Genomic DNA, 1,765 nt, shown 5'->3' on the forward strand with positions numbered 1-1,765 from the left:
GGTAGCGAACTCTCTCCGCACTCCCGAGCCCTGGGGTCGATCGCGGCGATGCTGCGGCTCCTGAGCCGCACGATCCCGCGCGCCAGGATCTGACACACCTCGCGCAGGTGGGGTGGGAGGTGGTCGTTGCTGGGCCGGGACGCGCGCTGCATCCCGCAACACTACGAATCAAAGCCCCCGTGGATGGAGTGCGTTTTTGTAGCGCCCCGGGACCAGTTACGACCCGAGTTGCCGCCCCACCCAGATCACCCGCCCGACCACGGTGACGTCATCCGGCCGCACGCCGCGCTGCGGCTCGTAGGCCTTGTTGTCGGAGAGGATGGTGATCAGCCCCTGCACCACCTCGACCTGCAGCCGCTTCACCTGCAACCCGCCATCGGTGCGGATCACGTAGATGCCGTCGGTGCGCCGGGGCCGGTTCTGCGCGCAATCGACGAGCACCGAATCGCCCGGCCTCAGGGTGGGCTCCATGGAGTCGCCGCGCACCCCGATCACGGCGAGCTGGTCGAGCGGGGCGGCGGTGACCGAGCGCACCCACTCCTCGCGGAAGGCGATCCGGTAGAGTGCGGCCTCCGGATCGAGGTGCTCGCCCGCGCCGGGCGGGGCGCAGGCGTCGTAGACGGGCAGCAGGGCCCAGGAGTCGCCGGCCATGCGGATCCGCTCGGCGGTGAACGGAACCCGCTCCGGCGCTGGGGGCGGCCTGGGCTTGCGGCTCACCCGCTGGCCCAGCACCACGGAGGCCTGTTCGAGCGTGGCGATTGCCTCGGCGCTGTCGTCTTCACCGAACAGCAGCGCCTGCCAGGTGATGCCGAGGGGCCGGGCGAGCTCGCGTGCGGCGCGTGCGGTGAGCGGTCTTCGCCCGCTCTCGTAGGCGCGGTAGGTTGCTTCGGGGAGGCCTGCGAGGCGGGCGAGTTCGGCGCCGCTGTCGATGCCCCTGAGGGTGCGAAAGCGGCGGAGCCGGTCTGCGGTGGTCTCCATGCGCTGCATTATGTAGCGCTTCGTGAGCGATTGTATAGCACAATCGTCGCGCGAGAAAACAGTCTTGTTTGTGTCGCATGGCGCGGCCTATCTCGCCCGCATGCAACCGAGCACAGCCCGCAAACCGACCTCCGATCCAGAGCCTCCAGCCGCACGACGCCGCGCCGGCGCAGCGCCTGGCAGCTTCGCCGAGGTGATCAATCTCTGGCCCAGCGCGGCGGAACTCGCCGCCGTGCTCGACGTCGAGGCGGTGACGGTGCGGGCCTGGCGGCGGCGCGGCATCCCGGCGCGCTACTGGTCGGCGGTGGCCGAGGCTGCGCGCAAGTCGGGCCGTCCGGTGGATGAGCGGCTGCTCGCGGAGCTCGCGTCGGTGCGGCGGGCGCGGCTCTATGGGTAGGCGCTCGCGCGACAAGGGCGCGCGCCGTGAGCGCGCGATCGCCGAGCTGCACACGGCGTGCGGGCTGCTGCGATGAGCGAACCCATCGCGCATCTGGATCAGCGGCAGCTCGCGCCCCGCTGGCACCTGAGCCCGCGCACACTCGAGCGCTGGCGCAGCCAGGGCGAAGGCCCGGCATTCCTGAAGCTCGGCGGACGCGTCGTCTACCGCCTCTCTGACATCGAGGCGTTCGAGACGCAGTCGGCACGAACGACGTCCCCCCCCAAAGCCCGTCCGCGAACAGGAGCATTGCATGATCACGCGCCCCAACCGTCCGACGCTGGAGAGCGTCCGACACACCGCCGTTGGCGAGCTGCTCACCTTGCCCGCGGAGCATCTGGCGCTGTTGCA

3 protein-coding genes are annotated in these 1,765 nt (G+C 70.8%); 2 read left to right on the forward strand and 1 reads right to left on the reverse strand.

The annotated features are described in order from the left end of the window. Positions 1-216: 216 nt before the first annotated feature. A complete protein-coding gene (locus ACTIFU_RS23655; protein WP_439580782.1) occupies positions 217-978 on the reverse strand; it encodes an XRE family transcriptional regulator in 762 nt (253 codons plus the stop codon). A gap of 64 nt (positions 979-1,042) precedes the next feature. On the opposite strand from ACTIFU_RS23655, the gene ACTIFU_RS23660 reads away from it, so the two are divergent. Further along, a complete protein-coding gene (locus tag ACTIFU_RS23660) occupies positions 1,043-1,375 on the forward strand; it encodes a carph-isopro domain-containing protein (protein WP_439580783.1) in 333 nt (110 codons plus the stop codon). A 72-nt stretch (positions 1,376-1,447) separates the two neighbouring features. Next, a partial coding sequence (locus ACTIFU_RS23665) for a helix-turn-helix transcriptional regulator (RefSeq protein ID WP_439580784.1) occupies positions 1,448-1,765 on the forward strand: 318 nt, incomplete at its 3' end.

Origin of the sequence: Elioraea sp. (assembly GCF_051860475.1) — a bacterium.
In the GTDB taxonomy this organism is placed as follows: domain Bacteria; phylum Pseudomonadota; class Alphaproteobacteria; order Acetobacterales; family Acetobacteraceae; genus Elioraea.